The sequence below is a fragment of the Chitinophaga sp. genome, assembly GCF_017745275.1.
Classification (GTDB): Bacteria; Bacteroidota; Bacteroidia; order Chitinophagales; family Chitinophagaceae; genus Chitinophaga.
Window position 1 is genome coordinate 541,164 of the sequence record NZ_JAGHZS010000004.1, and the last position, 24,565, is coordinate 565,728.

The following is a 24,565-nucleotide window of genomic DNA, read 5'->3' on the forward strand; positions in this document are numbered from 1 at the left end:
TGTAGCGAATGATCAGAGCGGATATTTATATATACTACGCTTTAATCATTCGCTACAATAGCTTTATGCTTTCTGCTTTATGCTTTCTGCTCACTCAATATCCCTGGTTCTGCTTCAGCACTGACGCACCGTTTTTCACACTCAGGTCTATCTGGCGTTGAGGAATCGGGAATCGTACATTTTTAGCAGCGAAGCTGCCATTGGCAATATCTGTTGTAATCGTTTTTTCGTAGTCGAAATAACGATTGATTTCTGTTTGCGCAATGCCCCAGCGAACGAGATCAAAATAACGATGACCTTCCATTGCCAGTTCCAGCTTACGTTCAAACCGGATGGCTTTCATGGCCCAATCCTTACCTCCTGTAGTAAAGGCTCCTGGCGGATAAGTACTTATTTTATAGTTAGCGGCCGGCGTATTGGTATATCCCGCCATAGGCTGTGAGGGATCGATATAGGTTTTTACCCATCCGATAGGGTTAGCAGCGCGGACACGGACGGTATTAACATGTTCCTGTGCAATATTCAGGTCTCCTGCCTGCGCCTGGCATTCTGCAGCCATGAGTAATACATCTGCAAAGCGGATCAGTACATAGTTGATGGCATTACCGGGCGCCCAGCCATTTCCATCATAGTATTTATCCTGTGTGGCCTGCATGTACACATTCTTCAAAGCAGAGTATGGGCCGGCCGATTGCTGATCACGGATCCAGTCCATACCGGGATGGTTGCCCCAATCCAGGAAAGGAATGCCCCGGCGGCCAACGGTCCAGTCGAGCCGCGGATCCAGGTTATCTGCATCCGGCGTAAATGGCACACTGCTGGCAATGCCTTTATCGCTTTTAACAGCATGGTCATTGAAGTTATCCAGGTAAGGGAGTCCTTTGGCATCTGTACGATAAGAATTCACGAGGTCCTGTGAAGGCTGATAAAAACCGCAGCAGCTAAAAGGGCCATTATAAGGGTAATTCAGCATCTCTCCCTGGTTGGCGTTACCAGTGCCCCCGGAACCATCGTTAGCGCTGTATTGGATAGAAAAAACGGCTTCTGCGTTGTTTTCCGTGAAGGCATCGAAGTTATCGTGGAATTTTTCCATCAGGTGGAAAGAAACACCTTTGGCGGTTTTGCCATTAGCGATGATATCTTCAAATACCGGCAGGGCATCTGTATATTTTTTTTCATAGAGATAGGTTTTGGCCAGGTAAGCTTTAGCAGCCCAGTTGTTGGCGCGACCTATCACATCCTGCACCTCGTTCAGATTCTCCGCTGCATATTTGAAGTCGGCTTCAATCATAGGCCAGATATCCTTATCATTCGGAATTTTATAATCGTCTACGTTCAGCTTCACATAACTCTCTGCATTTTCATCTACCCAGGGTACTTTATCAAACATTTTCTTCAGGTCGGAGTAGAAATGTCCGCGCAGGAATCGTGCCTCAGCAGCCAGTTCTTTTTTCTCATCTTCCGTCATATCTTTTACATTCTTCAATACATGCAATACAAAGTTGCAGCGGCGCACGCCTTCATAATCTACACGCCACTTGTCGTTGAAGAAACCGTTGGTAGCATTTCCGAAGAAAGTACCTATCTGCAGAATGGCGGCGGCATCGCCGGGATCGCTGCCTTTATGCGCTTCCCCACCGCATACGCTGCCATAGATCCAGTTATCCGGGGAAACGGTATACCCGCTGCCACCAGCCAGGTTCAGCAAATCTCCATCTTTAAAATCCTGTCCGTCCAACGCGCCATAGGCACCTATCAACAGGTTATTGACACCTTTTTTGTTTGTCAGGGCTGCTTCATCGAGGGAAGATTGCGGGGTACGGTTGAGGAAACTTTTACCACAACCGGTTAACAGAGAAGTGGCCATAGCTGCACTCAGTAGTATATGATAAAATGATTTCATGATCATACGTTTTTACTTAAGCAATTGTTAGAAACCCAGGTTAATACCTACCAGGAACTGGCGTTGATTAGGATAAGCGCCTTCGTCGACACCAAAGTCGGTGATATCAGAGCCGCCAATCTCGGGATCTAAACCGGAGTATTTCGTGATGGTAAACAGGTTAGCCGCCTGCACATAAATACGCAGCTTTTCCACCTTTAAACGGGTAAGAGCGCCGCCTTTGAAGGTATATCCCAGTTGCATGTTTTTAGCACGCAGATAGGCGCCGTTTTCCACCATATAAGAATTGGGAACGTTGTTGGTACTGGTAGAACCATCCACCTCCTGGATGGGCGCTTTAGCATTGTGATGATCCGGCCGCCAGGAATCATAGAGGGCTGTTTTACTTTTAGCGCTGATAAAAGGCCCGTAGAAATCGTGCCACCAGCGTACGTTGTTCCAGATCTGGTTGCCGTGTGTACCAAAGAGGAAAAGACTAAAATCAAATCCTTTGTAAGTGACGCCAATATTCAATCCATAAGAAAAGTCGGGGTTCGGGTTACCCAGGATAGTACGGTCGTCTGGTGTAATAACACCATCGCCATTTACATCCTGGTAACGGAAGCGGCCCAGCCCCTCTCCTTCCTGGTAGGTGGCATCCGACTGGCCGGTAGCTTTTTGTGCCTGTTTATCGGCAGCCGCCAATTCTTCTGCACTGTTCCAGAAGCCAATTACTTTATAACCGAAGAAAGAGGATACCGGCTGACCTACTGCGTTGCGGATAATGTTGCTACCATCAAAGCGACGGCTATCACTATCGAAGTAGTCTACGCCATCTGCGATCCTGACGATTTTATTTTTGTAGGTAGTCAGTGTACCCGTTACGTTTAGTTGAAGGTCTTTATTGATATTTTTATGCCAGCCCACGGAGAAGTCGAATCCCTCGTTTTTCATTTGGGCAATATTTACATACGGCTGTGCGGAAGTACCTGCAAGGCCCGGCAGTTCAGGGTTGTACAGCAGGTCCTTGATGTCTTTGCGATAATAATCTGCGGAGAAGTCCAGTTGTCCATTGAACAGGCTTGCATCAATACCGATGTTTGCATTGACATCACTTTCCCATTTCGCATCGGGGTTACCGATCTGGAAGCTGGCAAACCCGGCAGTGAGGCCGTTATTGACGCCTGCCAGGTCGTAGTAGGTAGAGCTGCGTTTACCACCATACAGGAAGTAGCCGTTGTTGACGCCCAGGTTTAACTGGTTCCCCATGATCCCCCAACCGCCACGTAGTTTCAGGTCAGATATCCAGGTTACCTTCTTCATAAATTCTTCCTGGGAAATACGCCAGCCGGCGGAGATGGCAGGAAAAGTACCATAATGATTATTCACAAACTTGGAAGAGCCATCGCGGCGAACGGTAGCACTTAGCAGGTATTTATCTTTATAAGCATAATCTACCCGGCCTAAAATAGAAAACAGGCTTTCTGATTCCCGGTTGCTGTAGTTGGTTTGCACGCCGGTACCGGTAGTCAGGTCAGGGAAGTTAGGGTCGAAAGTGAAATAATCTTTGGTAGTGCCTCCTACCGCCCTGTGGCGGCTGTCATAAGCTTCTGTACCTGCCACCACTTTCAGGTCGTGTGCATTGTTGAAATTTTGGTGGAAAGTAAGGGTGTTGGTCCAGGTCCACGCATGAGAATTAGTAGAACCTTCTGTATAAGAGTTGCTGGTAGAATTTTCCTTATTCTCATATTGTGGATAGGTAAAAGAATGGGACCAGCCGGAGGCGATTTCACCACCAAAGCTGGTGCGGAAGGTGAGGAATTTCAGGAGGTCAACTTCTCCATATACGTTACCAAACAAACGGCTGTTAAATCCTTTATTATTGCGGCTCCGCGCCTGTATAGCTACCGGGTTATTGGCATCTCCCAAAGCATCACCGGCAGAACCGGCATAGTTGCCTTTGATGTCGTATACCGGTATAATACTCTGTTCACGCATAGCATGACCAATGGCCGCATCCGCAGTGTTGATGTCTACCGTAGGATTTTCGGACATCGCAAAAGCCAGGTTTTCCCCTACGCGGATACTATTGCTGATATTATACTGGGTATTGGAACGAACTGTGTAGCGGCGCAGATAGGTATTCATTAACGTACCTTGCTGATTAAAATAACTTAAGGAGAAGAGATAGTTTCCTTTATCCCCACCTCCACTCACGGCTACGTTGTGGCTTGTAATGGGCGCTGGACGGAATATTTCGTGGTACCAGTCGGTGCCCGCTTTATTTGCTTTTACAATCTGGTAGAATTTATTATAGTCGTCCAGGTCTGTATAGTCCGGATTGAGGTAATACAGGGAAGGGGTTACCCGTGGGTCGCCTTCCATGGTGCCTGATGGCAATATATAATCCGGGATCACCGGTGTAGTCCCGCTACCATATTGGTCTGTTCCGGGATTGGCGCCGGAATTTTTATAGGCAAGCCATCTGAGTTCTGCCTGTTCCTTTGGGTTGAGCGTATTCCATACATTCCCTTTTTTAGGGTATTGGCGGCCATAATAGCCATCGTACGTTACTTTCACTTTACCGCTGCCACGACGCGTAGTGATAATGATCACGCCGTTGGAAGCGCGGGAGCCATAAATAGAAGCGGCGCCGGCATCTTTTAGTACCTGCATGTTGGCGATATCGTTGGTGTTAAGATCAGCGACATCTGTGGTGGGTACTCCATCTATTACATACAGTGGTGAGTTGGAGCCGAAGGTATTTACACCACGGATACGAATTTGCGGTGATTCACCTGGCTGGCCGGAACCGATGACTGTTACGCCGGAAGCTTGTCCCTGCAGTTGTTCTGTTACCTGTGCAGATGGCTGTTTGATTAAGTTCTCCATATTTACCACGGCTACAGATCCTGTCAGGTCTTTCTTCTTCTGGGTGGTATAGCCGGTTACTACTATTTCGTTGAGAGCGCTGGCACCTTCTTTCAGGGTAATGTTAATAAGCTGTCTACCGCCAACGGCTAAACGTTGGGTTTCATATCCGATGAAGCTTATTTCGAGTTCATCATTGCTTTTGCCGGGAGCAGCAATAGAATAGCTGCCGTCTGCATTCGTAATGGTTCCCACATTGGTGCCGCTGATACGCACGGTTACGCCTGGAAAGGGATTGCCTTTTTCGTCTTTCACTACGCCCCTGACAGGGTGTTGCTGCTGCACGGCACCTGGTTCTGCAGGTGCAGGAGCGGGCGCTTTTTCGGAGATCATATAAAAATGTTCCCGTACTTTTTCGTAGTGGAGGTTGAAGGGCATAAGGGCTTTGCCCAGCGCTTCTTCCGGCGACTGGCAGGTAGCGACAGACAGTTGCACCTTTTTATTTTTCACGAGGTTGCTTTTATAAGCAATGGACACGTTGAAGTGTGATTCAATGAGGTGCAATACATTTTTCAGAGAAGATTCGTCGGGTTGTTCTTCTCCCCCGTTATTTGATTCAGGGGGAGTCTGTGGCCTGGCCATAGCAGCGAGGTCCTGTGCGGACACCGTTTGGGATAGGAAATACAGGGCTAATGTTTGCATTAGCAAAACACGTAAACCTTTTTTCATTTGAACAGGTTTTAACGATTAAGGAATAGACTATTTATAGTTACGAGCGGCGATGCTTATTTTTTACGGATCCAAACTTCATCACCTCTTTGGTTGAATTGCATGCGGAAAACCTTTCCCAGCTGAGTCATCATTGTATCAGGGTTGTAAATAACAGGCATTGACCCGGATACTTTATAGCTTAATAATTGTGTGTCTGAAACGATGAGTGTTTTACCAAATACCTGCTGCATAAAGGCGGCAGCATCGCTGAGGGTGAAGTCGTCCATGACCAGCCTGCCAGTATGCCAGGAGGTGTAGTTGTCGGCTATCACACTCTTCTTGGTATAGTCGCTATCCAGTTTATTATAGCGCACCATTTCACCCGGATGCAGGTACAGCGCTGCGGTTTTGCCGTCGGCAGGTGCGCCTATATTGAGCAGGATACTTCCCTGCTGCAGTACTACTACAATCTCTTTACCGCTGTTATTGACATTGAACTGCGTGCCTAATACTTCCACGTTGAGGTTATCGTAAGTATGTACGATAAACTTCTGATGAGCAGGCGTATGTTTTACGTGGAAGAAGGCTTCGCCATCGAGCCACACTTCCCTTTTGCCGCCCGGGGATGCGCTGTAAAGCAATCGTGAATTGGCGTTCAGCGTTACTTCTGACGAATCCGGCAGCGTCATTTTTTTCGTTTCTCCCAACCGGGTATGTACACTCACGATTACCGGTTGCGGGCTGCGAAATTGCCACCACCAGGCAGTGGTCAGCAACACGCCCAAGAGTAATGCTGCCGCATATTTGCCGGTTTGTTTCCACCAGGGTGTAGCGGCAGTGATATGCGTTGCAGGTTGTTCCTCCTCTCCCAGCCCGTTCCATACAGCATCCCATAGCTGTTCCTTCTCTGTACCAGAGAGTGTGTATGAACGGAATTTTATGCTATGCACCAGTTGCCGGGCGTCCTGGATGACAGTGTTTTTTTCGGGGTGCTGGCGGAGCCAGGTTTCCCAAAACACATTTCCCCGTTCCGGGTGCAATACCCATTCCTGGAAACCTTCATCCATGGCAAACTCCCTGGCGGTGTATGATAAATAGTTGCTGGTTGCCAAGAGAACTGCTTTTATCTAAAGAGACCGTAGTGATAAAAATCTCATCACTTTTTTTAAAGTTTTTTTTTATTTGCTTAAAAGCAGCAACAGGAGAGGCAGGGAGATATTTTTCCGGAGGATGCTGATGGCTTTGGAGATGGTATTATACACCGAGTCTACCTGCATGGACATGACGTCGGCTACTTCTTCGTAATTGAGGTTTTGGAAGAAACGGAGGTAGATGGCTTCGCGCTGGCGACGGGTAAGGCTGGCCAGTCCTTCCTGGAGGAGGCGTTTTTGTGCTTCCAGTGTTTCCTGCTGGATTAACTGGTTTTCGAGGGGGAGTGTGTATTCAAATTCAAAAGCTTCCCAGGAATCGCGGTGCTGGCAGCGGCGATCTTTGCGGAGTGCGCGGAGGAGGCGCCTTCTCAGGCTGCTGATCAGGTAATAACGTACATGCTGAATGTCTGGCGACAGGTGTGTTCTGCTGGTCCAGAGGTCCTGGAACAGGTCCTGGAGACAGTCTTTCACTCTTTCCTTATCCTGGCAAAAGTGCATGCCATAATGAAAGAGGTCATCAATATGTGCATCATATATTTCGGCGAAGGCGTGGCGGTCACCCTGTAGAAATCGTCCCCAAAGTGAGGAATGGGAAGTCACCACGCGCAAGCCTGATTTATGGGCTTTCCCTGTGTGCATACCTGTTTTGGTTGATGTGTTAAAGCTTGTGAATTATTCTGACAACTGCAAATATATTTTGGTACAGGATATGTCCTGGGATATATAACATCAAAACTAAAGACTATGAAACTCATTTCTTATTGGTTATTAACAGGCCTAGTTCTTTTGCTCAGCAGTTGTGAGGTAATCGGTGGTATATTCAAAGCGGGTGTTTGGACAGGTATCCTTGCGGTAGCGTTAGTAGTAGGCCTTATTATATACCTTGTAAGCCGGGGCGGAAAGCGGGACTAATGCTGTCCCGCCTCCCTTCTTTATTGCAATAAAATATTTTCCATAAAGTTAATTTATTCTAAACAAATTATTCTTATCTTGGTATCCGAGTAAGTCTTAACAGGAAATTAAGACGTTTACCTCAGTGAACATTGAAGGAAAAGTATAGTTATCCTAAACCCTTAATCTTACCTTTTCCATTGCGGTTTTATTATTTGCGGTGTGCCTTTACCTCCTGTTGCCACGTGATGAAGTGTGATTGTTAACCGGTGTAAACAGGTTTGTATGTCTTGTATTTTCTGTTAAATAAACATTCACAAATCCAAACCCACTAAACAAATGAAAAAAAACCTGACGGCAATCAGCGTTTCTCTATTTGTTATGTTCGTGGCTGGCAGCAGCTGTACGAAAAACATGCAGGAAAACCCTACCCTTGCCCACACCGGAAAATTAAACGCCAGCGCCACTGCAACCCTGGCAACTATCGACACTGCTACCATCACCCTCAATTGGACCACCACCTATCAACGTATTGATGGTTTTGGTTCGTTTGCTGGTCGCGCTACCCCTTTCTTTGAATCACCCAAGCGGGATTCCATCATGCAACAACTTTGGGGCGCCGATGGATTACAGCTAAACATGATCCGCGGCGAAGTGCTGTACACTTATCCCTTCGACAAACCCAGCGGCGTAGTGACCATCAAGCCCGCGGGTAGCAGTATAGACATGGACGTTAACAGCGCCGCCTACCAGGCGTTGACCAGCGATCAAAAAGCACAAATCGCGCAGCTCTGGATCTTCAAAAAAGTAAAAGAACGCTACCAGGTACCGATTATGTTTGCCAGCACCTGGACACCGCCGCTATATATGAAAACCAACACCAGCAGCGTAAGTGGTCAAAATTTCAATGGACTCAACTATAGTTGCTGCTCCACGGATTTTGCCAACTATGTAGCAGGATTTACCAAAGCCTACCAGGATGAAGGCATTAACTTTTATGGCGTATCTCCCAGCAATGAACCTGAAAATGTTTTTTCATCCTGGGCATCATCCTACTGGACTGCCGCGCACCTGGGACAGTTTATCACCAATAATCTCCGTCCCGCTTTAAACGCCAAAGGGCTTACCACCACCAGGATCATTTCTTCCGAGAATGCCGCCTGGGGTACCGCTAACAATTTCCTTTCCGGCATGGACAAAAGTAATGTAGACATCCTCGCTGGTCATGGCTACGTGGAAATCGGTGACCTGATCCTGGGAAAAAGAGGATTGAATCCCAATCCCGCTATCTGGAATTATGCTACCGGTAACAAACCCGTATGGATGACCGAAGCCAGCGACGACAGCGGCGTATATGATGGCACTATGGTGGGAGGCCTTAAGCTGGCTGTGAACATGCATCAATTCCTGGCGGTATGCAACGTCAATGCTTACGTTTACTGGCTTGGCATGCTGGCATTCAATAACAACGAATCGCTGATCGGTGCCAACGCAGATGGCAGCCTCGTATATCCGAAAACGTTCGATGTCATGGGGCAATTCACCCGCTTCGTACATGCCGGATACTATCGTTTCAATGCCGGCCTGGCAAATAATTCCACCCTGAAAGTATCTGCCTATAAAGATCCTGCGACAGGCAAATTCAGCGTGGTGGTGATCAACCCGGGTGGTAATGAAACCCATTGCCGGCTAAACCTGTCTGGTTTTACCGCGGGAGCTATCAACTCATACCTCACTGCCGACAACTCCAGTGCACACTGGCAGCAAGGCAGCGCTGTTGCGCAGGGCAACGGTAGCTATGTATTGACCGTGCCACCTTCCAGCGTGATCACCTTTACCGGTGTCGCTAATTAACTAATGAAAAGACCGGGATGTTTGTTGTCCCGGTCTTTTCCTCTTAACAATTAATTGCTTAAACATTTTTCAAAAAAAGTATACCTATGATTTTGAAAAATGAAATAATTGCCTACTTTTGCATCCCGTCAAACAAAGAAAATACCGGTTAAAACGGGACGTAGCGCAGCCCGGTAGCGCGCTTGCATGGGGTGCAAGAGGTCGCTAGTTCGAATCTAGTCGTCCCGACAAAAAAATGAAACCCTTCAGATCGTTGGATTTGAAGGGTTTCTTAATTTAAATAATATTGCATCCATTCGGTCTAAAAGCGTCACTACTTTCATTTTTAATACGTTACAGGAAGTTCGAATCCATTTAAGTTCGGAAAATATTATTTAGCGTTAGCATACTGCGTTAACCCATCAATTCTTTTGTCGCTGCTTTAATAAATCCTGCCTTATCCTTTTTCACATCTTTCAACATTGCCTTTCTGTCATCCGGAATAGGAAAATATTTTTCGGCCCATAGATGTATTTCAATCAGTACAGGCATTAAGTCAACTCCCTTTTTGGTTAACCGGTATAACACTTTTGCTTTACTATCCGGATGGTCTAATTTCTCAATGATCTTATTTTCTTCAAGAGATTGTAGTCGTGAAGCCAAAATATTCGTGGCTATGCGTTCCTGGGCTTTTAGAAAGTCGCCATAAGTACACTCTTTTGCAAACATTAAATCCCTGATAATCAACAGCGACCACTTGTCTCCCCATATATCAAGCGAGTTGCTGATAGGGCAATCTGATCTTTTTTTCGTTTTGTTCATAAAAAATATATTTCAAATATACACTTGCATATTGCAAGTAATGTTTACATTTGCACTTGCAATATGCAAGTAAAATTACAAAATGTTGAGACATGAAACAAACAATATTAATAACTGGCGCTTCTTCAGGTTTTGGATTGCTGACTGCCCAAAAGCTCCATGAAAGTGGCTTCCAGGTAATTGGAACAAGTCGTAACCCCGAAAAATACCAGGCTAAACTGCCGTTTAAATTGTTGGCATTGGATATTGCCGATTACAACTCAATCGCGTCTTTTAGTAAGAAACTCTTCAGGGAGATCAATAAGTTGGATGTGCTTATAAACAATGCAGGATACTTAGTGACAGGGCTTGCCGAAGAAACCACAATTGAAATAGGTAAACAGCAGTTTGAAACCAATTTTTGGGGCACTGTTAAACTTACAAACGAGTTGTTGCCTTATTTCAGAAAACAGAAGCAAGGCAAGATAATTACCGTAGGTTCTATTCTTGGGTTAATTAGTCTTCCCAATGTCGCTTATTACGCAGCTTCAAAACATGCATTGGAAGGATATTTCAAAGCCTTGCGGCTTGAATTAAATCAATTTAACATACAGGTCAGCATGGTTGAACCTTCGAGCTTCAAGACAAATATTGGTAATAGTTCAACCGCCGCAACAGGGGATATCAAAGATTACGATGTATTTCGAAAAAAGATTTCAGCTTATTCTAAAACTCAGTTTGAGAATGCACCAGGGCCAGAACCTGTTATAAATACGGTTTTGAAAATCATAAATGAAAAAGCGCCAAAATACAGTTATCCTGTTGGCAAAGGAACTTCTATGCTTCTAACCATGCAACGTTTTGCATATAACGTACTTGAAAGTACTGTTTTGAAAAGGGTGAATGCTGCGAAATAATTTAAAAGAGCTCTGGCAAAAAATGAAAAAAAACATTCCTAATAATATTACTAATCATGGCAAAGACAAACGCATCCCCTGCCCAAAATACTGTAGCAAACAATGATGTCAAAACCGACTTAGGTATTACATTTAAAAATGTAAAAACACAATCTGTCAATATTGGTGGAACAGATTTCTATTATCGAAAACTTGGTGATAATAATGCTGGTGTACCGGTAATTTTTTTAAACCATTTAGGCGCCACAATGGATAATTGCGATCCCCGGATTATGGATGGCATTGCTTCAGCGCATCAGATAATTTGTTTTGACAATCGTGGTGTTGGTGCTACGAAAGGTAAAACGCCGAAAACTATTGCTGAAATGGCAAAAGATGCAAGAGCATTTATTCATGCTTTAGGGTATGAAAAAGTCGATTTGGTTGGCTTTTCGATGGGCGGTTTTATTTCGCAGGAAATATTACTTCAGGAGCCACAGCTTGTTCGCAAAGCTGTAATAACAGGTACTGGCCCGGCCGGTGGTGAAGGGATCAAAAATGTTACAAAGATTACTTATACAGACATTCTAAGAGGCTTATTTAGTTTTAAAGATGCAAAAACTTATCTTTTTTTCAATAGAAATGAAAATGGAAAAAAATCGGCAAAAGAGTTTTTAGCCCATGCCTGGGCGCTGCAAACACCACAGGATCTATCAGTAATCAAGCAACCTGTATTAGTAGCAAATGGCGATAATGACAGAATGGTGCAGAGCAGTAATACTCATGAATTAAGCAAGCGTATTCCCAATTCCGAATTAATCATATATAAAGATGCCGGCCATGGTGGTATGTATCAATATCATGAGGCGTTCGTAAAAAGTGCATTAGCGTTTTTAGCGAAGTAAGCTATTTATGAATAACAATTAATAAAAATGAAAGCATTTATTATAAACCGATACGGCAAAAAAGAAAATTTGCAATCTGCCGAGATCGCAGAACCGGTTTTAAGGGCAAATGATGTATTAGTGCAGATTCACGCTGCCAGTGTAAATGTTCTGGATTCCAAAATAAAAAATGGTGACTTTAAGTTAATTCTACCTTATAAGCCTCCTATTACGCTGGGACACGACGTAGCGGGAATCGTAATAAAAGTAGGTTTAGGTGTAAAACAATTCAAACCCGGCGATGAAGTGTATGCGCGTCCGGCAGATCATAGGATTGGCACTTTTGCAGAACTTATTGCGATTAATGAAAGCGATGTTGCATTAAAGCCCGGAAATTTGTCAATGGAAGAAGCTGCGTCTATTCCATTGGTTGGTTTAACCGCATGGCAGGCGCTGGTTGAAAAGGCAAATGTGAAGAAAGGGCAAAAAGTTTTCATCCAGGCAGGTTCTGGTGGTGTGGGCACATTTGCCATTCAGTTAGCGAAACATTTGGGCGCTACTGTAGCTACCACAACAAGTGCCAGTAATATTGATTTAGTCAAAAGTCTCGGTGCAGATATTGTAATTGATTATAGAAAAGAGGATTTTGAAACACTATTGAAAGATTACGATATAGTATTAAATAGTCAGGATGCAAAGACTCTTGAAAAATCTTTGCGAATATTAAAACCTGGGGGAAAACTTATTTCTATCTCTGGTCCGCCTGATCCCAGTTTTGCAGAAGAAATCAAAGCGCCCTGGTTCATGAAATTAATAGTGCGCCTTCTGAGCGCCGGAGTGAGAAAAAAAGCAAAGCGACTCAATGTAAGCTATTCATTCCTTTTCATGAGGGCAGAAGGAACTCAATTAGGCCAAATTACTTCACTTATTGATGCAGGTATCATAAAACCAGTTATTGACAAGGTATTTCCATTTGAGCAAACCAATGAAGCTATGGGGTATGTGGAAACAGGGCGTGCAAAAGGTAAAGTTGTTATCAAAATAAAATAAAACTATTGCTAAAAAAAATCAGCTACTTCAATAAGAACTAACCATTGTCTTAAGAAAATCGGTTTCCAGCGGTAAAACAGCAATAATTGTCTGATTAGTTTGCTTTGCCATTTTGTCATGTTAATTAGATACTTTTGCTATTCCTTATTAAGGCTTACAAAGCCAGTTAAAATCTTTAAATCCTGTATCAGCAGGTTCGAAATTTGTCAAGCTGACCCGACTTAAAAGAAGAAGCTCACTCAGAGATGAGTAGGCTTTTTTGTTTTTTGAGAATGATGTAACATTAATGGTATCGCCTCGCGGGCGTGCTTTATTGCTTGTTACTTAATATTTCCGTTACCGCCTCCTGGAAGTCTTCATTCTTCAATTGCTGTAATATTTCTTCAAATCTATTGTCGCGTTTAGCTCTGATAAGTAGCCCTTGTGCCAGGTAAAGATGTGTTTCATATCGCATATCAGCGAGTTGAATGTCTATTTCCCGTATAATGTTGTTGGGCAACTTTCCGTCTACTGATAGTCGGATCAATACTTCTAAGGCAGTGGGCTGTGTCCAGTCATAGTCTCCATAGGCCACTGACTTAAGAAACGCGAGTGCCTGTATATCCAGTTGATAGACGACTTCAAAAATGGCGTATTGACAGGTTGCCATCCAGCCCCCTAATCCAAGAGGAATTTCGCTTATGTCAGGATACTCCGGCGGTGGTTGATGAAATTTACTTCGAAGATATGGTAGGTCCCTGACACTGATATCAACTGATTGTTTTCGCGCCATTGCTTCGAATTGATCGGGTTGAGTTAATAGTGCTACTGCAAGCTGGGAAATAAGTTGATCGATATAGGTAGCTTGTCTTGAAGAAAGATTCATATAAGTATTTTACCATAACGAATATATGTCGTTTCCATCTCTTTTTATTTATCCGGCCGCTTTTAAACGGAGATCTTTTTTCGTTACTAAATAACACCTCGCTATTTTGGTAAAAAAGTCAGCCGCACTATATTTAGTGCGGCTTATTGGGCTTATGCTAAGAAGATTTGAATTGAATCAATATTATCATCCAAATCTCCAGAAACATCTGTTCTTGAACTTGGTCCATAAGTATCCACATGATCGCCGCCAAAGTCTTCGTCATCATAAACGACTACTCTGGCACTAGCCCATGGTTTCTATACTACCTATTTTATCTCCCCAATCATGATCGGCCCCCGGCAGAGCTTTAAGATTTTTGAACTGTGCTGGTCCGTTTAATTATAGTCTTTCCCCTCTAAATCCCGAAGAAGCCATTTTTAGCTTCATTGATGGTTTTCAGTTATACCTACCTGCGCAGAATGTATCAATTGCGGCCAAATCTTCTAGTAGAAAGTTCGAACTCGGTCCAGTCGTCCCGACAAACGGGGTAAATGGTTTGTAATACTTTATTATAAGCTACCCAAAAAGCCCGTAGATGTAGCATCTACGGGCTTTTTTCATTTCGTCATATTGGATCAAGTTTAATACTTGGGGGGATTTAGTAAATTTTTAAGCATAGCGTTTGTATAATCTAAACAGAAAAGACTCCACCTCCCTTCTCTTATCCACGAAGCGCATTACTGAGGGCTTTTATCTTAGCGTTAAATGATTCTGCTGCAGCATTTGTAGCTCTGTTGTTGAAGAAGTTGAGGATACCCAGATAGTAAATGCTTCTCATAATTATTCCCGGTAAGCATTCCAATGTAAGCATTATACTTTTTAAAAATAAAAAACGGTTGAGGAAACTGCCCAACCGTTAGTAAAGTAAGCTCCTTCTCCTTACCGCTTAGTTGATAACAAGGGGGGTGTTCATATCAAAGTTCATGTATACTGTTCCTTTTCCCCAGCCATTATCATTCACTGATTTTCCCCCTACTTCATTCTTCATGTATTTTTTACGGTTGATGCATTCTCCATAAGCCATAATAAGTTCCAGGTAATTTCCATCATTCCTGGCTATTTGGGTCCATGCGGAGGATTCTCCGTTATGATGTGAATACAGTAACGGGTCCTTGTTATCCAGGACGCGCTCTTCATTTCCCTCAAAGCGCAGTACCAGTTTATTGTCTTTATAATTAAACAAACCCGTACGCAGGCCGTGTTCTCCAATCGTCCAGCCATGGTAGGTCTCCACGAGATTGTTTTTCATATGTTCATTATAGTTGAACGTCACTTCATAAAAAGTTTTGTCGTTAAACAGGAAAAGGATCCCATTCTTTTGTTCCCTGTTTTCTGTTACCAGCATGTACATTTTCTCCAGCTTATGATAGATGGGGTAATTGCGAAGACGTTCTTCGAGAGAGTGTCCTATGAACTGCAGGAATTTTTCATCTTCTATAAAATACCGGTTGCCACCGGCTTTCTCTACCCTGCGAACCAGGTCTACATCATCTATACCATAACCTGTAAGAGCTTCATCAAAACCTTTTACCCGGTAAAAAAGCTCACGGTTGAAACAAAGTTTACCACCCTGATCGCGGTATAGAATGCGGTCTTTATGAAGTGTGGTAATAATGGTATTTCCACCCTGGGCATCAAATACGGAAGATATCCAGTTTGCGTAATTGTGGCCCGCAAAATTATCGGCGTCTATCAGGCAAAGGATGTTACCGGAACCAAGTCTCATCGCCATATTCTTGGAATGCGAAAGATTAAAATACTTAGGTTCATAGGTTTTAAAGTATTTTAATACACCGGAGTCAATATGCTCCTGCATATTTGATTTTACCCAATCTTCCATTCCATCGCCGGAATTATAATCCAGCACAACAAATTCAATATTGCCGTGATCTTTATTCTGGGCAATATTCATCGGAAGTGTTTCACGCAAGTGCATGAGCCTGTTCATACAAACAGTACAAATTGAAATCTTATTCATGGTAACATATGATTTTTATGGTAAAGTTTTATGAACTGGGTGAAGCAGTAATACCCGGAAGGTATTTAGGTGCAAACATGCCTATTCCCGGCGCCCCGCCCTTTCGCCTCATTTGATGACGCCACAAAACCTGTAAAATAGCTCCTTCTTTAAAACCCGATTGATTAAACGGAGGAAGCAAAAAGTCATGCCCTTCGGCAAGCGGGATGATTGTTCAAAAGAAGATGAAAGAGTATATTCGTAAAAAATCGTCCAACTTGAAAAACGGGACCTATGAAAAAGGGAGTATTTCCCTTCAAAGAAAAGAAGTTGTTTATGAAGCCCGGTTCTGCCTGATCAACAGTACATTACCCGATCTCATACCACAGTTGCCCTTATTACATCCGCGGGAACTGACCTATTTTAACAATCTTCCGTCTGACCTGCGCAAACAGAGCTACCTGTTGGGCAGGGTGGCAGCGAAACAAGCCATCGCTGATCTCACAGGTGTTCATGACATGGCTGCTTTTTACATAGATTTTGGGATATTTAATTTTCCGGTAATCAAAAATATCGGCAACCATAACGTCCAGGTTTGCATCAGTCATTGTGATAATATAGGCATTGCCATTGCCTATCCGGAAGAACACCCCCTGGGTATTGATATAGAGGAAATCAATCACAGCACATTATCGGCCCTGGAAACTGTTATTACCGACCATGAAACCTCCCTGCTGACCGGTATTAAAGAAGATGCTGCATTCAGTCACGGGATGTTATGGACCATCAAAGAGGCGTTATCCAAAATATTAAGGACAGGCCTGATGTTCGACTTTAAACAAATTGAAGTGGACATCCTGGAAAAAAAAGAGCACATATATCTCAGCAGCTTCCGGCATTTTGCACAGTACAAAGCGATCTCTTTCCCTATGTCGCAACATATCTGCTCTCTTGTGCTACCCAGGAATACTACCGCCGATATCAGTATGCTTCAACGTAGTATCCGCCACATCATTCCCGGCATAAAAAGCGGTCCCTCAATGCCCTGACGGGAAAAATTACCGTAACATCTCTTCATCCAAAGCCATGGAAGTAGTCAATGCCTCCTGCGTGCCAGGCTGTGGCCCCACGGCAGTGAAAGAAAAAATTTCTCCTGCCACCGGGTACAAAGCCGTTACGAATGCAGGCAGGGAGTGATAGCTGCCTTGGGGCTGGTATAGCGAAACATCCGGCCAGGCGACAATGATTTCATTAACACCGGTTAACAGTCTTTCCCGGCTCACAGTAAAAAACACATTGCACCATTTCTCCGAAGCCCCGAAAGTGACCAGCGGAGAGCTATCTCCATTCAGGTATAACCGGATCTCCGAAAGGGAGGAGGTATCTGCAAACGGTGTCCGAAAGCATAGTTCAAAATCAAGATCCGTAGACCCGGCGCTTACAAACTGAAAACTGCTTTCGGCCTGGCGGGACTCATAGCAATGGTTTTCCCTGCCTATAAAGAACGTGTGATAAGATGTACTGGCATAATACGACTGTAGCAGATCGCATTTCTTTTCACTAATGGCATGTTCCGCTATCCTCAACTGCCGGATCGTATCGGCTGCCGGAACACCAGCTGTTTCCAGGGATTGTACAATGGCATTCACCAGGGTAATATCCATCAGTTTTTTCCCACGGGGAGGACATAACAGGATACCTCCTTCATATTGTCTCATGCTGCCATCCCGGATAATATCTTCAAAAGATTTACAAAAAAGGGTATATGCATAGCGGCTGGCAAAATCAATATAATGCAGCATACCTTTCTGCACCCGCCTGGAAAGGCCTAATGCCTGATGGCAATGATACTGTATGATTTCTGCTGGCTGCCCCGAATGTGCATTGTAAATGGCTGCGCTGAAGTGCGCAATGGCGCAGATGTTGTTATCCGGCTTCATACCGCTGAACGGCACCTCTTCCAGGGGATAAGCACCACCTGCAAAAATCTGTAACAAAACCTGTGCTGTGTGGCGCATAGCGTGCATGATGCCTGTTGCGGTAAGATGACAATTATCCAGGAACAGTTGCCGGTCCGGTAACTGGTCCGGATATATTTCTCCGAATACTTCCTGCAGGTCTACCATATGCATTCCATACAAGGGTCCCGCTGTCAACAGCTGTTCCCTGATCGCGGTAATGCATCGTGGCATGCTGCCTGCACTCCGCATATATACAATTGTATCCCGGGCCACTCTCAGGCAGGCGGCGGCTTTGTCATTTTCCTGCCGGCGAAGATGAAATGCCGCCATGAACTCATGCCCCAGCGGATTTGATGGATCCAGCCTGATCATATGATCCGCACTCTCCTGTAACAACGCATCATTGTGGTCAGCCAGCGCCTTTGCTGCCAACTTTTTTTGCTCCCTCCATTGTGCCCATCCGTTTCCTGGTAACCAGGGTTGTAGTGTTTCCGCAGCACTACTCTTCCAATCCTGCAGGTTAAATTCAGGCACCACAAATACTACCGGAATATTCCTGTCTGTGAAATGCGTCTTTATATCTTCCAACAGCCCTGTTACCAGTAATGTTAGCCTTTCTTCCACCATAGCTTTTTGTACTGTTGATGAAGGCGCGCTATTACCCGGCTTCTGCCAGATATCCCTGTCTACTTCCCCAAATGCATTAAAGATCCAGTTATTGCCGGCGAAGATTACCACTGCATCGGGTGACAGCAGGTGAGCCGACCGGATGATATCCTGCAAACCATCCAACAACATACTCGTTCTCGCCAGGTCAATCACTTCTGCTCCTTTTAAAAGCGTGGTTTTATTGACCACTGCCTCCAGTTCTTTGGCAACGTTATAGAACGGATCGTAAAGAAATCCGCGCGCAGCAGATTCTCCCAGCAATAAAATCCGTTTCCGGTTTTGCTTCGGCTGGATTGCCTCCACATCGGCCCAGAGATGCCATTCTCCACTTTTAGCATCATCGCGGCGATATACTCGTGCATCGTTTTCAGAAACCTCACGCCAGATACCTATGCCATTAGCTGTTGATTTTTCTTCAGGCGCCGGTTCCACCGGTAAACGCGGAGCTGGTTGCTGTAACTGCGACAACAATCCTTGCATTTTTTCATTCTCTTTACTGCCGGCATAGATGAGGCCAGCTAACTCCGTAGCGACAGTCCTGGTAAATTCAGAAGGTCTGTATGGCATAAAAAGTATTTAGAATAAATTAAATAAATGTGTACACTTCTTGGGAGATGCCGGCGGAACGGCTTGCCTCATAAGAGAAGAAAAACCGCAGCGTCTCCAGGTCATTAGAAGCGCGGTCTACGATAAAATCTTCTATTACCAGTGTATCTATATCCGTTAGAATAAAACATTTGATAGCATCTTCGGGGCTACATACAATTGGTTCTCCTTTTACATTGAAAGAAGTATTCAATAAAATAGGACAACCGGTGAGGCGGTCGAATGCTTCCAGCAGTTGATAAAATCTTTCATTTCTTTCGCGATGCACGGTCTGTAACCTGGCAGAACCATCCACATGTGTAATAGCTGGTAACGGCAATGCTGATTTTACCTGGCAGGTTTCCAGCATAAAGGGAGAATAGTGGTCGATATTGAAATGTTCTTTCATCTTTTTATCCAACACCGCCGGTGCGAATGGCCGGAAACCTTCCCGCTTCTTCACCATCTGGTTGATCCTGTCGCGCATCTGTTCATTCCGTGGATCAGCAATAATAGACCTTGCGCCCAGGGAGCGGGGGCCAAATTCCATTCTTCCCTGGAACCAGCCTATTACTTTTCCTTCGCTGATCTTCTCTGCGGTAGCCGCCAGCAGTCCTTCACGGTTACCACGGAAATCCTGGTACTGCAGCGAAGTAGAGTCGAGCAGCCTCGCTACTTCATTTCCAGAGAAAGAAGGTCCCAGGTAAACATGTTGCAAAGGGCTCATCGGCGGGCTATCGGCCCGCAATGAAAAATGCGCCAATGCAGCTGCTCCGATGGCGCCGCCGGCATCATTGGCTGCAGGCTGTACAAACAGGTCTTTAAACGGTCCCTTTGCGCGAATTTTGCCATTGGCCACGCAGTTCAATGCCACCCCTCCACTCATACATAAATTTTCACTGCCTGTTTGCTGGTGCAGGTAGTTCACTTTTGCCAGCAACAGTTCTTCTAAAACCACCTGTAAACTTCTGGCGACATCTTGATGAAACTGCTCCACACTATCGCCCCGCATACGTGCCGGCTTTCCCATCAGTGCTTCCAGCTCGCAGGTATACATCCTGTTCTCCTGCAAAAAACCGAAGTATGCCATATTAAGACTATACTGCCCGTTTTCACCGGATTGGATTAATTGCCAGATCTTGTCTGTGTAAATAGGCTGTCCGTATGGCGCCAGGCCCATTACTTTATACTCGCCCTCATTCACTTCAAACCCGAGATAGCTGGTAATAGTGCTGTATAATAGTCCTATTGAATCGGGGAACTGAACTTCTTCCAAAATAGACAGCCGGGTTCCTTTACCTATTCCGTAGGTGGTGGTAGCCCACTCCCCTACGCCGTCCACTGTTAATATGGCGGCTTCTTTAAATCCGGAAAAAAAGTAACTGCTGGCGGCATGTGCCTGGTGATGGTCTGCATAGTGAATGGGGCCTTCATATCCCAACATTTCCCGGATACGTTTCCCGACCATGCCCGGTTCCAGCCTTTTCAGCAGATCCGGTGTATTTCCCAGCATACCGCTCCATAATTGCCGCGCCAGTTTTTTCTGCGGATCTTCATAATAGGCGATGCAGTCTACATCTGCCACTGACAAACCTCCTTCCTGCAAACAATACCTGAAAGCTTTTACAGGCAAAGAGGGATCTGCTTTTATGCGGGAGAAGCGTTCTTCTTCTGCCGCTGCTTTTAGCTGACCGTCCTGCAACAGGCAACAGGCGGCATCATGGAAAAAAGCTGAAATACCAATAATATTCATAACTGAATGATTGTACGGTCAATGTTTGAAATCATCATATCGGTTGGCAGCAATGCCTGTATCACGCGTCTAGCTATATTCTCCTCCTCCTGCTTCCGCAGAAGGGCTTTCATCGCATTTACATTTGTGCGGATGCTTTCATTCGCCAATATATCGGGTATCATCTTTTTCAATGCGGCTACCGGCACATCCAGGATATCTGCGGTTTCTCCCAATCCATGATGTACCATCCTCCGGGCATTGTCCGGTTGATCGCGTGCAATAGGGAATACAATAACCGGTACGCCATAATACATGCATTCTTTTAAGGTGCCAATTCCACCATGTGTTAATACCAGTGCAGCATGTTGCAGCAATCCGATCTGAGAAATCCAGTTAACGATCATCACATTTTCTCCCGGCGTATCCATATCGCTCACCTGCAGGTCGGGCCCAATACAGAGCACCAGAAAGGTATCTGCCAGCGCCGGGTCCTGCATTACAGTAATTATTTTGCTAAAAAAACGTTGGTAGGCAGGTCCATAGCTAACTATTTGCGACCCCAGCGAAGCGAAGATCAATGGCCGGTTTCCTTTCTTTTGTAAGATGTCTGATAACACCGGATCCTGCTGTTCATCCAGATCTTTTCGGCGGAGAGAAGTCCCCAGGTAAAAGACATTGGGATACTTTTCCGTGAAAGGAAATTCCAGTGCTTCCGGGCAGGCCACCAATTCTTTCCACTCATTGATGGGCGCTACCAGTTGCTTCATGGTGCTTACCTTTACTTTATGGCGCACCAGGTAGTCAATCAGCAATCCACTTACCTCTACCGGCATACGCATCAGATCAGCCATGCAATCGTCTGACAGCCGGTGGCCGGGCCCTCGCAGGAAAGGCGTGAATATAGCGGGGCGGATATTAAACCGGTAATACATCAGCAGCATATCAAACTTCAGGAAGGAGCTTATCACAAAAAGATCCGCCTGAAGGGATTGGATCAACGTTTCGAAAGGTGCGGCTGTCAGCTCCTCCAGGTGATCCCATTCGGGCATATCGGGATACTCTCTCCGTTTATACTTTTCCCTGAAGCCAGGAGGATAAGTCTGTATAAAGACCGGTTGAAAATCAAACCCCTGCTGTCGTACCATCTCCCTGTTGTCTTCCACACTGAGATATAATACATGGTGTCCTTCTTTTCTGAAAGCATCCGCCAGCCCGAAAGAAGGCAACAGATGCCCTTCTTCGATATCCATTATGAATACGATCCTGGACATAGCGTAGTATAATTTAACTTAAATAAAAGTGCAGGTAAGCATAATATTATCCTTCGGTGGATAATACAAAATGAGCGACGGACAACGGAGGTAAACAAATATTTCCCTCATAAACATCCTCCATCAGCACCAGGTGCCGGGTGATTACAGGGCTATCTTTTTCCAGTCTGAATTCCAGGGCATGTGTATAACGGTGCATATCCGGCATGTTGAAAGAAGCCAGTTGTGGTTGTGTGGATTTGTTGAGAATAATCAGATGTAACCGATCATTATTGCCGGCATGTGTAGCGGCATATATTGCGCTGTTGACCACGTCATCGCTGCTGGCTGCTATGCTGGTATCTCCAAATGCGCTTCCTTTTCCATCATAATCGAGAAACAGGTTATACGCGGCGCCAATGAAATCATTTTCTTCTCCCAAAGGCCAGAAAAAGGCAGCGTAAATATCATGTGTACCGAAAATACCCAGGTAATCAGCAGCGGTGATGGCGCCTGAAATATGTTCTCCCCCACCGAAATTAATTTCTGAAAATGAAAGACGGGTACCTGGAAAATACTGGTCAATCGATGCCTGCAGCCGTGGTATCAACGGTAGAAAATGCCCGTAGTTATTGGCTATCCAGGTGCCATCTCTAAAGCCTTCCTGCCATAAGGTGCGCGTAGCCTGCAAACGGTTATATACTGCAGCCTCCGTATTTAAACCAGGTTCAGTGATACGCAACTGTCCCGCTACTTCAGGATACCAATGCACATCGAGTACATCCAACAAACGGATACCGGACTGCTCAGAGGCTTGCCGCATACTATCCAGGTAATAATCAATGAGCCACGCATACCTATCGCCATAGGTGTCAGCATCTGGCGCCTCCTGTAAATGCAGCATTTCGGCGAAGCCATATGCCACCAATCCGTAGACATCGGCCTGGGGGGCTATCTTTTTTATAGCTGTTGCTAAGGCGACAGACCGTGTTACCAGCTCCTGCCAGGTTATCTTATCCGGATGAAGACGGGCATGTGTTTGCGCCCACAGCGCAGGCTCGTTATCCAGCATATATGCCCTGATACCGCCTTTGTCCGGCGCTCCTTCCGTCGTACAAATAAAATGAAGACACTCGTCAATATAAACTTCAGGCGCGGTGTTATCCGGCGTTAAGGTAAAATCAGCCGGTTTTTCCAATACCAGTTTCTTCCAGCGCGGTGAAGGTGCGCACTCGTCTTCATCCACAGGACCCAGTCCATCTGCTGCTACATAACCTGCCATTGGCAACGACACCACATCATACGCCCCATCACGAAGCGCCGAGCGGTGAAAATCAGTCAGCAGCACACCAGGTATCAGTCGCTGCTCTTTCGGCAAATGCCTCACCAGGTAATCATCGCTGGCATGAAAATAATCATTACCGGCATTAGACATATTATTGACCCAGTTATAGCCGGTGATTCTGTTACCTCCCAACCGATAGGCAGAGAAGCGTTTCACATTCGGTAACCGTTGGTTGCTGCCGTAGATCATAGGGCTGATAGCACGCGCTTGACTGGGATCAATGGTGAACCGGGTACGTAATCGTAAATCAACGTTGTCTGAAAGTGGAGGTGTTGTTTGCATACGCTGCTTTATAAGGCGATTCCGGGAAAAACGCCCGTTTTACCCGTTTTAAATGTAACATTTTTCAGCCGGGTTAACGGTTGCTATTTCTTCAATTTGTCTGCCGGCAGCAAATGATGCTTCAACTTTGCTTCAATACCGTCGAGCGACTTAAACAGATCAGCAAAAGAATTAATTACGAAATATTCTTTCTGCAATTTCAGGTTATCATAAGGTGTACAGAAAATATGCTCTACATCAAATGCATGTTTGGGTATGGCATCAGATTTTACATTGATCATTTCACCGGAAGAAGTAATAATAGCGCCGCCATAAGGCTTATGAATACCATCTTCCGCAATAATACCCATCTCATAGGTAAACCAGTAAAGCCTTCCCAGGAGTTCTACCGCTCTTTCATCGTCTACAAATTTCAGTGCAATAGCACTGTATGTTTGCAGAAATTTCACAAAATCTATATTAGTCAGCAATGGTAAATGTCCGTATATGTCGTGGAAAATATCCGGCTGTTCGCTAAAGTCCAGTTCGTATGGCTTCCTGATAGGCACGGTAATAGGATACTGGTGATTGGTCAGCATGTAAAAAAAATCTCTTGTTGGAATCAGGCCATCTACTGATAACAGGGACCAGCCGCATATTTTTTGCATATGCGTGCTCATTTCATCAATTTTCACGATACGATTGGGGTCCAGCTGCAACTTCCGGAAGCCTTCCAGGTATGCCTTACTGACAATGCCATCATGCAGCAAAGCCTGACGATTGCTGAGGGTCTGCCATGTCTTGTGATCTTCTTCTGTATAAAGAAGATAGTCCTGGATGATAAGGTTATCATTCATGAGTGTTGGGTTTTACTGTTATAAAATTGGAGAAGTATTGACGGGGTAAAATATATTCCGGGGCCGCT

Annotated in this window: 18 protein-coding genes and 1 tRNA gene; 6 read left to right on the top strand and 13 right to left on the bottom strand. The window is 45.0% G+C overall.

What is annotated here, in order from left to right; all coding sequences use genetic code 11:
* Window positions 1–94 precede the first annotated feature (94 nt).
* The 4 genes from J7623_RS14955 to J7623_RS14970 form a co-directional block, all read right to left on the bottom strand.
* Entirely contained in the window at window positions 95–1,903 is a 1,809-nt protein-coding gene (locus J7623_RS14955; protein ID WP_291921456.1) for a RagB/SusD family nutrient uptake outer membrane protein, read from the bottom strand.
* Window positions 1,904–1,930: 27 nt separating this feature from the next.
* Window positions 1,931–5,482, bottom strand: coding sequence for a TonB-dependent receptor (locus tag J7623_RS14960; RefSeq protein ID WP_291921459.1), 3,552 nt, complete (start codon window positions 5,480–5,482; stop codon window positions 1,931–1,933).
* 56 nt (window positions 5,483–5,538) lie between these two features.
* A complete protein-coding gene (locus J7623_RS14965) occupies window positions 5,539–6,576 on the bottom strand; it encodes a FecR domain-containing protein (RefSeq protein WP_291921462.1) in 1,038 nt (345 codons plus the stop codon).
* Window positions 6,577–6,642: 66 nt separating this feature from the next.
* Complete coding sequence (locus tag J7623_RS14970; protein ID WP_291921465.1) at window positions 6,643–7,254, bottom strand: sigma-70 family RNA polymerase sigma factor; 612 nt, start codon at window positions 7,252–7,254, stop codon at window positions 6,643–6,645.
* 591 nt (window positions 7,255–7,845) lie between these two features.
* Here J7623_RS14970 and J7623_RS14975 point away from each other — a divergent pair.
* Together J7623_RS14975 and J7623_RS14980 are read left to right on the top strand one after the other, a co-directional pair.
* Window positions 7,846–9,360, top strand: coding sequence for a glycoside hydrolase (locus tag J7623_RS14975; protein ID WP_291921467.1), 1,515 nt, complete (start codon window positions 7,846–7,848; stop codon window positions 9,358–9,360).
* 154 nt (window positions 9,361–9,514) lie between these two features.
* Window positions 9,515–9,588, top strand: a tRNA-Pro gene (locus tag J7623_RS14980).
* A gap of 165 nt (window positions 9,589–9,753) precedes the next feature.
* Here J7623_RS14980 and J7623_RS14985 read toward each other — a convergent pair.
* Window positions 9,754–10,161 (bottom strand): helix-turn-helix domain-containing protein, encoded by a 408-nt coding sequence (locus J7623_RS14985; protein WP_291921470.1) that lies wholly within the window; start codon window positions 10,159–10,161, stop codon window positions 9,754–9,756.
* A 92-nt stretch (window positions 10,162–10,253) separates the two neighbouring features.
* Between J7623_RS14985 and J7623_RS14990 the strand changes: the two genes are divergently transcribed.
* The 3 genes from J7623_RS14990 to J7623_RS15000 are packed head-to-tail and all read left to right on the top strand — an operon-like array spanning window position 10,254 to window position 12,970.
* Complete coding sequence (locus tag J7623_RS14990; protein WP_291921473.1) at window positions 10,254–11,057, top strand: SDR family NAD(P)-dependent oxidoreductase; 804 nt, start codon at window positions 10,254–10,256, stop codon at window positions 11,055–11,057.
* 56 nt (window positions 11,058–11,113) lie between these two features.
* The gene (locus tag J7623_RS14995) at window positions 11,114–11,941 is read left to right on the top strand and encodes an alpha/beta hydrolase (protein WP_291921476.1); all 828 of its coding nucleotides are present in this window, start codon (window positions 11,114–11,116) and stop codon (window positions 11,939–11,941) included.
* A 27-nt stretch (window positions 11,942–11,968) separates the two neighbouring features.
* Window positions 11,969–12,970, top strand: coding sequence for an NADP-dependent oxidoreductase (locus tag J7623_RS15000; protein ID WP_291921478.1), 1,002 nt, complete (start codon window positions 11,969–11,971; stop codon window positions 12,968–12,970).
* Window positions 12,971–13,280: 310 nt separating this feature from the next.
* Here the strand turns inward: J7623_RS15000 and J7623_RS15005 are convergent, their stop codons facing one another.
* The 3 genes from J7623_RS15005 to J7623_RS15015 form a co-directional block, all read right to left on the bottom strand.
* Entirely contained in the window at window positions 13,281–13,619 is a 339-nt protein-coding gene (locus J7623_RS15005; protein WP_291921481.1) for a hypothetical protein, read from the bottom strand.
* 919 nt (window positions 13,620–14,538) lie between these two features.
* Complete coding sequence (locus J7623_RS15010) at window positions 14,539–14,655, bottom strand: transposase (protein ID WP_291921484.1); 117 nt, start codon at window positions 14,653–14,655, stop codon at window positions 14,539–14,541.
* 108 nt (window positions 14,656–14,763) lie between these two features.
* Window positions 14,764–15,855 (bottom strand): galactosyltransferase-related protein, encoded by a 1,092-nt coding sequence (locus tag J7623_RS15015; RefSeq protein ID WP_291921486.1) that lies wholly within the window; start codon window positions 15,853–15,855, stop codon window positions 14,764–14,766.
* A 257-nt stretch (window positions 15,856–16,112) separates the two neighbouring features.
* Here J7623_RS15015 and J7623_RS15020 point away from each other — a divergent pair, with 257 nt between their 5' ends.
* Window positions 16,113–16,883 carry a 4'-phosphopantetheinyl transferase superfamily protein gene (locus tag J7623_RS15020; RefSeq protein ID WP_291921489.1) on the top strand — a complete coding sequence of 257 codons (771 nt, stop codon included), beginning with the start codon at window positions 16,113–16,115 and terminating at the stop codon, window positions 16,881–16,883.
* A 9-nt stretch (window positions 16,884–16,892) separates the two neighbouring features.
* On the opposite strand, the gene J7623_RS15025 is transcribed toward J7623_RS15020, so the two are convergent.
* The 5 genes from J7623_RS15025 to J7623_RS15045 form a co-directional block, all read right to left on the bottom strand.
* Window positions 16,893–19,031 carry a hypothetical protein gene (locus J7623_RS15025; RefSeq protein ID WP_291921492.1) on the bottom strand — a complete coding sequence of 713 codons (2,139 nt, stop codon included), beginning with the start codon at window positions 19,029–19,031 and terminating at the stop codon, window positions 16,893–16,895.
* A gap of 19 nt (window positions 19,032–19,050) precedes the next feature.
* Window positions 19,051–20,802, bottom strand: coding sequence for a carbamoyltransferase N-terminal domain-containing protein (locus J7623_RS15030; protein WP_291921495.1), 1,752 nt, complete (start codon window positions 20,800–20,802; stop codon window positions 19,051–19,053).
* Window positions 20,799–22,055 carry a glycosyltransferase gene (locus tag J7623_RS15035; protein WP_291921498.1) on the bottom strand — a complete coding sequence of 419 codons (1,257 nt, stop codon included), beginning with the start codon at window positions 22,053–22,055 and terminating at the stop codon, window positions 20,799–20,801. The genes J7623_RS15030 and J7623_RS15035 overlap by 4 nt, the downstream gene beginning before the upstream one ends.
* Before the next feature lie 46 nt (window positions 22,056–22,101).
* A complete protein-coding gene (locus tag J7623_RS15040) occupies window positions 22,102–23,661 on the bottom strand; it encodes a glycoside hydrolase family 44 protein (protein ID WP_291921501.1) in 1,560 nt (519 codons plus the stop codon).
* An 83-nt stretch (window positions 23,662–23,744) separates the two neighbouring features.
* Window positions 23,745–24,497 carry a hypothetical protein gene (locus J7623_RS15045; protein WP_291921504.1) on the bottom strand — a complete coding sequence of 251 codons (753 nt, stop codon included), beginning with the start codon at window positions 24,495–24,497 and terminating at the stop codon, window positions 23,745–23,747.
* Window positions 24,498–24,565 lie beyond the last annotated feature (68 nt).

What these genes read in the sequence shown, in the direction of transcription:
- J7623_RS14995 (WP_291921476.1), top strand. Translation starts at nt 11,114, where the DNA reads ATGGCAAAGACAAACGCATCCCCTGCCCAAAATACTGTAGCAAACAAT.
- J7623_RS14960 (WP_291921459.1), bottom strand. Translation starts at nt 5,482, where the DNA reads ATGAAAAAAGGTTTACGTGTTTTGCTAATGCAAACATTAGCCCTGTAT.
- J7623_RS15030 (WP_291921495.1), bottom strand. Translation starts at nt 20,802, where the DNA reads ATGAATATTATTGGTATTTCAGCTTTTTTCCATGATGCCGCCTGTTGC.
- J7623_RS15015 (WP_291921486.1), bottom strand. Translation starts at nt 15,855, where the DNA reads ATGAATAAGATTTCAATTTGTACTGTTTGTATGAACAGGCTCATGCAC.
- J7623_RS14970 (WP_291921465.1), bottom strand. Translation starts at nt 7,254, where the DNA reads ATGCACACAGGGAAAGCCCATAAATCAGGCTTGCGCGTGGTGACTTCC.
- J7623_RS15040 (WP_291921501.1), bottom strand. Translation starts at nt 23,661, where the DNA reads ATGCAAACAACACCTCCACTTTCAGACAACGTTGATTTACGATTACGT.
- J7623_RS15035 (WP_291921498.1), bottom strand. Translation starts at nt 22,055, where the DNA reads ATGTCCAGGATCGTATTCATAATGGATATCGAAGAAGGGCATCTGTTG.
- J7623_RS14955 (WP_291921456.1), bottom strand. Translation starts at nt 1,903, where the DNA reads ATGAAATCATTTTATCATATACTACTGAGTGCAGCTATGGCCACTTCT.
- J7623_RS15045 (WP_291921504.1), bottom strand. Translation starts at nt 24,497, where the DNA reads ATGAATGATAACCTTATCATCCAGGACTATCTTCTTTATACAGAAGAA.
- J7623_RS14975 (WP_291921467.1), top strand. Translation starts at nt 7,846, where the DNA reads ATGAAAAAAAACCTGACGGCAATCAGCGTTTCTCTATTTGTTATGTTC.
- J7623_RS15005 (WP_291921481.1), bottom strand. Translation starts at nt 13,619, where the DNA reads ATGGCAACCTGTCAATACGCCATTTTTGAAGTCGTCTATCAACTGGAT.
- J7623_RS15010 (WP_291921484.1), bottom strand. Translation starts at nt 14,655, where the DNA reads ATGAGAAGCATTTACTATCTGGGTATCCTCAACTTCTTCAACAACAGA.
- J7623_RS15000 (WP_291921478.1), top strand. Translation starts at nt 11,969, where the DNA reads ATGAAAGCATTTATTATAAACCGATACGGCAAAAAAGAAAATTTGCAA.
- J7623_RS14990 (WP_291921473.1), top strand. Translation starts at nt 10,254, where the DNA reads ATGAAACAAACAATATTAATAACTGGCGCTTCTTCAGGTTTTGGATTG.
- J7623_RS15025 (WP_291921492.1), bottom strand. Translation starts at nt 19,031, where the DNA reads ATGCCATACAGACCTTCTGAATTTACCAGGACTGTCGCTACGGAGTTA.
- J7623_RS14985 (WP_291921470.1), bottom strand. Translation starts at nt 10,161, where the DNA reads ATGAACAAAACGAAAAAAAGATCAGATTGCCCTATCAGCAACTCGCTT.